The following is a 6,876-nucleotide window of genomic DNA, read 5'->3' as shown; positions in this document are numbered from 1 at the left end:
CTACCGCCGCGTCATCGAGGTCCGCGACGGATACCTGGAACTGCGGCCCTGGCTCGACCAGGACGTCATGAACCTCGCCCTGTTCAAATGCCAGCAGGCCGGGCTGACCGGCCACGACCTGCACGCCGCCGTCGAGGCAGCCGTCATCGCCGCCGCGCTGCGCGCCAAGGACCGCGCTGACCAGCCCCGCGAGGGCACCCACGTCGACCCGGGCGGCGCCGACATGTCGGGGGAGATCCGCTGGCTCGCCCGGGTGTCCCAGCACCTCCGCCACCCCGTCGTACGGGAGGTGCTGCACGAACTGGACCTGCGGCGCGAGTCCGAACGTAGCTGGGTGGACCAGCAACTGGACAAGCTCGGCATCAAGCGATGAGCCGGGCCCGGTGCACCGCCGGCTCGTACACGGCCAGGCAGCACGCCTCCGCCCGGTCCGGTGACCGGACGCCCCGCTTCCGCATGCTGTCCTTCGACTCGACCACCGTGTTGGCCTGCGAGTCGGTGGAGTAGCGGGGCGCTGACATCTGGCTCACGGTGCGGTCGTCCACCCGCAGCCGGATGATCGGATCGCCGTCGCCGGCCGCCGACGCCAGCAGCCCCCGCATGGCCAGCCACATCTCGTCGCGCTTACGGGCCGGCCGCAGCGTCGCCGTGTCTGCTGCCCGGTTCGGGGACTCCCGCACGTCGACCGCCACGATGTCCGCCTGGTGCTTGCCCTCTCGGCCCCACGCCTCCAGCAGCCCGAACACACCCCAGCCGACGCCGATGATGTCGACCTTCACCCGCACCCGCGCCGGCGTACCCAGCGCCCGCGCCAGGTCGGTGGCCCGTTTGATCTGCTCCAGGACCATCCCGGCGACCGCCACGCTGTCGGTGTTGGCCTGCCCGGCGGACGTCTTCTCGATCGTGATCAGGTCGCCGACGCAGCGGGTGATGGCCAGCTCGTCACCGCCGTCCGCGGCGACGTCCACACCGAGGCGCACCCAGGCGCCGCGCTGCACCCGGTGCTGGGCGGTCTCCGCCGCCAGGCCCAGGTCGCACAGCCGCACGAAGTCGGGGCCGTCCGGCTCGTCGGCGCGCACCGCGGCGTCGACCCACGACCACGGGATCAGTGTGTTCGGCCCGCCCTTCGGGAACTGCGCGCGGACCTTGGCGATGACGAACCGGGAGTCGTCGCCGTGGTCGGCGATCGCGTTGGCCACCCACCGCTTGTCGACCAGGTGCGTCGCAAGGGGATGGGGCGGGGTGGCCGGCGGGCACGACCGGCACGTCGCGGTCGCCTCGCCCGTGAAGTTCGGGGTGCCGTACGCATCGAGGGGGATGACGCTGGTCCGGTCGTCCGACGCGCACAGCCGCTCGAACCACGACCCCTCTTCGTCGGTCGGCGGGTTCCCGATGCACACCATCGCCGCGTTCGAGCCGGTCAGCAGACCCCGCATGTTCTGGCCGATGGTCTGCGAGATACCGCCGGCCTCGTCCACGACCAGCAGCAGGTTCGGCGCGTGGATACCCTGCACCGCGTCCTCGGCGTGCGGGGCCGCCGCGATGCCGTACGCCACCACGTACTCCTGCCCGGCGACGGTAGGCACCTTCCACTGCGTCGTGTCCACCGACCCAAACAAGTCCGCGCGTTTGGTGACGCCCCGGATCTCCGGCCAGATCTGCCGGGCCACCTGCCGCCACCGCGGCGCAATCGTCACCACCACGGCGGTGCCCGGCGGGTACACCGCCCCGAAGTAGGTGGCGGCCAGCGCCATCGAGCGCGTCTTCCCGGATCCGAAGCACGAGGGGACTGCCGTCACCTGGTTGCGGACCATCGACCGCAGGATCTTCCGCTGCCCCGACCACAGGGCCTCACCGAGCACCTGCGTCGCGAAGCCCACCGGGTCGCCCTGCCACACCGCGTACGGGGTGCCCAGCTCTACCGCCGACGCCGCCAACAGCGCCACCAGATCGTCCCGGTCCAGCGCGGCGAGCACCCGCCGCCGAGCCGGCACGGGCGCGGCCATCAGGTCGGTGAGCATCCGCGCCGCGGCCGTGGACCGGACAGCCCGGCGGCCTGCGGCTACCCGGGCGGCGCCGGCGACGTCGAACACATCGTCACCCGGGGGAGAGGCACACCGGGGCGCGCGGCAGCAGCGACCCCCGTCGTGGACATGCCGAAGATCGTGCAGCCCGGCGGGGTCTTACGTCCGGATGCCGTCCGGGCCGCAGTGCTGGCAGCTGCAAGGCAGGCCGAGACGCGCTCGCCGCTCACGGTGGCGCCGCGCGAGGGCCGCCACCCGCGCCGGGTCATCCGGGTCGCAGCCGGCCCGCGCCAGGTAGGCCCGCGCCGCCGGCTCCCACCAGTCGTAGTTCTCCAGCCCGGGAAGCCGGGCCCACAGCTCAAGCTCCCCGAGCCAGCCGTTGCAGCTGCTACACAGCAGGCCCCGAACGCATCTGCCGCAGGTCTTGTGATGGTCCTGGCAACATGCGTGGTCATGGTCGATGTAGAGCGGTGCCGGGCCGTCGCCCCGGAAGTTGGCCCGTCGGCAGATGCCGCACTGCCCGTCCTGAGTGGCGCGGAGCGCTCGGTAGTCGGCTGCGGTGAGGCGATGCCGACCCAGCGCGCGAACCGGAAGAGCCGTGCAGCACACGTCCCGCCACTGAGGTACGGCGACGTGGACCAGGCCACCCCGGCCGTACGTAAGTGCCATGACGTGAGTGTGCCGGTGGGCCGGACGGCAACTCCGCCCAGCCCACCGGCAACCTGCTGCGTCAGCCCACCCAGTCCGCCATCTCCGGGAGCGGCCGGTATCCGACCTCCCGGCTGTCGGTGTCGACCCGGGCGATCACCCCGGACCGGGCCAGCGCGGCGAGGTGCCCGCTGACCGTCGACCGGTCGAGCACGATCAGCGCGGCGACGTCCCCGGCGGTGGTGTGCCGGTAGCCGTCGGGGTGCCGCAGCATCAGGTCGGCGTGCTGGTGCACCGCCAGGTACACCAGCTGCCGGGTGGGCTTCAAGTTGGTGCTGCCGGCGAGCACGACGAACGCGCCGGCCGTGAAGGTACGCAGCCGGCGGGCCAGCTGCTGGTGCACCTCGGGGGAGAAGGGCATGGGGTCTCCGATCGCTGGTGGCGCCGGGTCGCTCACCCGGCGCCGGGTCTACTAGGACGTCGCCGACTCTCGGCTCTGCCCGGCTGCCTGCCAGCGCTCGGCCAGGCGGATGACCTGCCTGCCGGTGAGGTGCGGCGCGTACCCGACCCACGCCACGTTCGACGGCTTCGGGGGAATGGCGGTCAGCTTGTCGACGGTGCAGCACCAGAGGGTGCAACCGTCGACCGGGCGAGTGGCCACGAGGGTCTCCTGTTCTGCGCGGGTCGCTCACCCGCACACCCCAAAGTGTAGCAAGACTACGATGTGTTGTCGATCGTCTGCGTCGTAGGGTAGGAATACGGCGGCCTTGGGTCTTCACCTGCCCGCGAGTGGCGGCCGTCCGACCCCCTCAAGAACCCTGGGAGCCAGCGTGACCAATTCCGAGGAGCGCCGTATCAGGCTCTTGGAATGGCTCTACGAGCACGACGGCGCCTCCATGCCGTCGATGTACGAGTTCCTCGGCGAGGTTCCTGACGAGAAGACCGAAGAGCTGTGGCGTGGCACTCTCCGCAGGCTGTTCAAGGATGGCCTGATCATCCTGGGTGAGACGTACGAGATCACCCATACCTCCGCTGACCTCACAGACGCAGGGCGAGCCAATGTGGAGGAACGCCGTCATCGCCAAGCCGCCGAGCGAGAGATGCAAGCGCGTCGGCGCGCAGATCCTGCACTCCGCCGTGCCGCGGCAAGCAACGGACTGCTGCGCTGGGCTTACGATCAAGATCCCGACGGCGGCAAGTGGCTGTACGTCGACCAGTTCCTGTCGAGCGGGCACGCCGTCTTCGAGGGGGAGAGCCTCCCCGAGAGCGTCGTTCGGCGCGCCGCACTCAACCTTCAGGAGAACGGTCTGGTTCGCGGCGACAGCGGCGTGGCCGAGATCGAGGGGCCGATCACCCTGCAGATCACGTCGGCCGGCCAAGACTGCATCGAATCCGGAGGCGACGTGGCTGACTACCTGCGGCGACGCAACGATCGCGCTGCCAACATCACCAACTTCCACGGGCCGGTGTCCGGCAACGTCAGCTGGGACAGCACCCATGTCACCCAGACGGCCACCACGACCGGCGTGGCCGGCGACGAACTTGCCGCACTGGTTCGCGCCATCGCTGAGGCCATCCCCGTGCTCGGTTTGTCCGAGGAGCAGCAGGCGGCGGTGCGGCGCAACGTGGACGTCATCGAGGGCGAGCTGGAGCAGCCGGAGCCTGACCAGCACACCGTCAAAAACCTGATGCGCCGCACGCTCGACGTCATCGAAGGCTCGACCACCAGCGCGCTCGGGATCTTGCTCACCGGGTACGCCAAGGAGTTGATGAGAAGCGCCGGCGTTCCGATCGGGTAGGGCGGTCCCTGCCTCGCAGGGCCGCGCATAATTCCGATTATGTCCGCGCGTCGGAGGGGATTCGCCGACCGCCGACCGTAGGCTCGACGGCATGACGACCCCCGACGCGGTGAGCGACCGCGACCTGGAGACCCAGCCGATCCCACTGCCGAGCGCCCCCGCGCCCGCCAGCCCTCCGCAACTGAGCCTCGCCAACGCACTGCGGGACACGACCGCCAACCTCTCCGCGTACATCGAGCAGCGCGCCCATGAGATCGCCGCGCCCCGGATCGCCAAGATCGAACAGGAAGCCGCCGCGCGGGTCGCCGCGGCCGAGAGCGAGCGCGACGTCAACGCCCGCCGGTTCAATGACGTCGAGGTGGAGTTCCGCCGCCAGTACAAGGCCCTGGAGACTCGCCGCGACGAGTTGGCCTGGGCCGCTCGATACCTGCCCGCCGGACTGCGGGGCTTCGTCCTCGGCGATGACACGCGGCGACACGTCTACCCGCAGCCCCGAGAGTCGTTCGCCGCCGCCGTCGACCAGGCCGCCGCCGGGCTCGGCCTCACCCCGTACGCCGAGGAGAGCCAGTGACCACGACCGACACGTCCCGCCCTCGCTGGCGAGGCCCGAAGACCCACAAGATCACATGGGTGGTCGACCGGCCCATCGACGCCCGCCCCGACAGCCCCTGGACGTGCTCCTGCGGCAAGGTCGGCGACGGGACCGACCTGCCCGCCCAGCAGCACCTCGCCACCGCGTCAGCATCGGCCTTCAAGCGGCTGGAGCACCACCAGGCGTACGCCATCCTGGGCATCAGTGCGTCCGGCGACGACAAGACCGCGATCGAGGTCCTGTTCATGCACCCGGCCTGGCCCCAACTCCGCCGGTACGTTGCCACCGGGTACGACCACTGGGGCATGCTCACCGCCGAGGTGCGCTGGAACGACGTTGCCGTGGCGCTCGACGCCGGCGACATCACCGGCGAGGACGAAGACCTGCTCGTGCTCCGGTTCGCCGCCTCCGTCGTCGGCGCCGGTTCGGTGAACGTCGGCCGGCTCTCCCGAATCACCTTCGACCAGCACCGGAACCGTCGCATCCGCAGCGCGATCGACGCTATCTTCCCGCCAGCGGAGGAGAGCGAGTGACCGACCTGGCTCGGTTCACCACCACGGCGGTCGTGGCCGGCGAGCAGGACGCCCTGCGGGACTTCACCGAGCGGTGGCTGACCAACCGGCGGCTGTCCGAGCACACCCGGGCCGCGTACCGCCGCGACGTCGGCCTGTGGGCCGCCTGGTGCGCGGAGCGCGGACTGAACCCGCTGCAGGCGACGTTCCTCGACGTCAACGCGTGGGGCCGGCACCTGGAGCAGCCAGACCCGCGCACCGGGAAGCCCGCCTCCCCCGCCACGGTCGCCCGCCGACTCTCGGCCGTGTCCAGCTGGTACGACTTCCTCGCGAAGCTCGGCGCGGTGGCCACCAACCCGGCCGCCGTCGCCGATCGGCCCCGCGTCGACCGGGACCACTCCCCCACGATCGGGTTCACGGCTACCGACGCCACCGCGATGCTCACCGCAGCCGCCCGGGGCGACCGGTGGATCGGCTCAGCCGGCCCGGCGGTCGCCTCCATGCTGGTAGACCTCGGCATCCGGGTGTCCGAACTGTGCGCCCTCGACGTCGAGCACCTCGGCCACCGCGAAGGCCACCGCACCGTCGACCTGCTCGCCATGAAGGGCGGGAAGCGGCGCACCCGGTCCATGCCTCCAGCCGTGGCCAAGGTGGTCGACGCGTACCTCGAGTTCCGGGCCGGCCGGGAGCAGATGCCGGTCGAGCAGCTGCGCGGGCCGCTGTTCCTCAACGCCAAGGGCCAGCGGATCGGCCGGCACGAGGTGTACCGGTTCGTGCGCCGGCTAGCCAAGGCCGCGGGCATGGCCGGCTGGGAGAAGATCAGCCCGCACTCGTTCCGGCACGCCTGGAACACCATCGCCCGGGAGCGGGGCGCTGATCTGGAAGACCGCCAGCACGCCCTCGGTCACGCCGACCCGCGTACGACCCAGAGGTACGACCGGAACCGCGGCGCCCTCGACCGCGACCCGTCGTGGCTGGTGGCCGCCGCAACGTCGGGCAGCTGACCGTCGCAGAACGAGCCGGCACCCGGGAACGGGTGCCGGCTCGCGGTGTCAGCGGAGGGCTTCAGGCTGGCTGAGGGCCTTCACAGCCTCGGCCAGCGACTGCGCCGACGACTGCTGCTCGGTCAGCGCCCTGCGGAGCAGCGCCGCCGCCCTGCCGCGCCCAGCAGCGTCAGTGGCATCGGCCAGCTCCCCGATGCTGTTCCCCAGAGCAATCGCTGTGGCCCGGATCAGCGCGAGCAGCACGTCGGGATGGTCGACTTGAACGTCACCTCGGAGGCACGCGGCCAACTCGAACGC

The 6,876-nt window shown here is 71.2% G+C and carries 10 protein-coding genes; 5 read left to right on the top strand and 5 right to left on the bottom strand.

The window, feature by feature from the left end; all coding sequences use genetic code 11:
• Window positions 1–373 (top strand): DUF6545 domain-containing protein (locus tag FB455_RS34450; protein WP_486481613.1); only part of this gene is annotated, 373 nt, incomplete at its 5' end.
• Here FB455_RS34450 and FB455_RS29890 read toward each other — a convergent pair.
• From FB455_RS29890 to FB455_RS29875, 4 genes are all read right to left on the bottom strand, one after another.
• Complete coding sequence (locus FB455_RS29890) at window positions 363–2,093, bottom strand: hypothetical protein (RefSeq protein WP_145755560.1); 1,731 nt, start codon at window positions 2,091–2,093, stop codon at window positions 363–365. The two genes, FB455_RS34450 and FB455_RS29890, sit on opposite strands and share 11 nt — an antisense overlap.
• Before the next feature lie 90 nt (window positions 2,094–2,183).
• Entirely contained in the window at window positions 2,184–2,693 is a 510-nt protein-coding gene (locus FB455_RS29885) for an endonuclease domain-containing protein (protein WP_145755559.1), read from the bottom strand.
• Between the two features lie 61 nt (window positions 2,694–2,754).
• A complete protein-coding gene (locus tag FB455_RS29880) occupies window positions 2,755–3,093 on the bottom strand; it encodes a hypothetical protein (protein WP_145755558.1) in 339 nt (112 codons plus the stop codon).
• 51 nt (window positions 3,094–3,144) lie between these two features.
• Window positions 3,145–3,333 (bottom strand): hypothetical protein, encoded by a 189-nt coding sequence (locus FB455_RS29875; RefSeq protein WP_145755557.1) that lies wholly within the window; start codon window positions 3,331–3,333, stop codon window positions 3,145–3,147.
• Window positions 3,334–3,502: 169 nt separating this feature from the next.
• Here FB455_RS29875 and FB455_RS29870 point away from each other — a divergent pair, with 169 nt between their 5' ends.
• From FB455_RS29870 to FB455_RS29860, 4 genes are all read left to right on the top strand, one after another.
• The gene (locus tag FB455_RS29870; RefSeq protein ID WP_145755556.1) at window positions 3,503–4,471 is read left to right on the top strand and encodes a hypothetical protein; all 969 of its coding nucleotides are present in this window, start codon (window positions 3,503–3,505) and stop codon (window positions 4,469–4,471) included.
• Window positions 4,472–4,562: 91 nt separating this feature from the next.
• Entirely contained in the window at window positions 4,563–5,042 is a 480-nt protein-coding gene (locus FB455_RS29865; protein ID WP_145755555.1) for a hypothetical protein, read from the top strand.
• On the top strand, window positions 5,039–5,596 hold the full coding sequence (locus FB455_RS34940) for a hypothetical protein (RefSeq protein ID WP_262420599.1): 558 nt from the start codon (window positions 5,039–5,041) through the stop codon (window positions 5,594–5,596). The genes FB455_RS29865 and FB455_RS34940 overlap by 4 nt, the downstream gene beginning before the upstream one ends.
• Window positions 5,593–6,579 (top strand): tyrosine-type recombinase/integrase, encoded by a 987-nt coding sequence (locus FB455_RS29860; protein WP_486481612.1) that lies wholly within the window; start codon window positions 5,593–5,595, stop codon window positions 6,577–6,579. The genes FB455_RS34940 and FB455_RS29860 overlap by 4 nt, the downstream gene beginning before the upstream one ends.
• A 48-nt stretch (window positions 6,580–6,627) precedes the next feature.
• On the opposite strand, the gene FB455_RS29855 is transcribed toward FB455_RS29860, so the two are convergent.
• Window positions 6,628–6,822, bottom strand: a complete 195-nt coding sequence (locus FB455_RS29855; protein WP_145755553.1) for a hypothetical protein — start codon at window positions 6,820–6,822, stop codon at window positions 6,628–6,630.
• Between the last annotated feature and the right edge of the window lie 54 nt (window positions 6,823–6,876).

The sequence above is a fragment of the Micromonospora sp. CNZ296 genome (genome assembly GCF_007827635.1).
The sequence above is the reverse complement of the archived record's forward strand: the minus strand, read 5'-3'. Positions and strand labels throughout refer to the sequence as shown.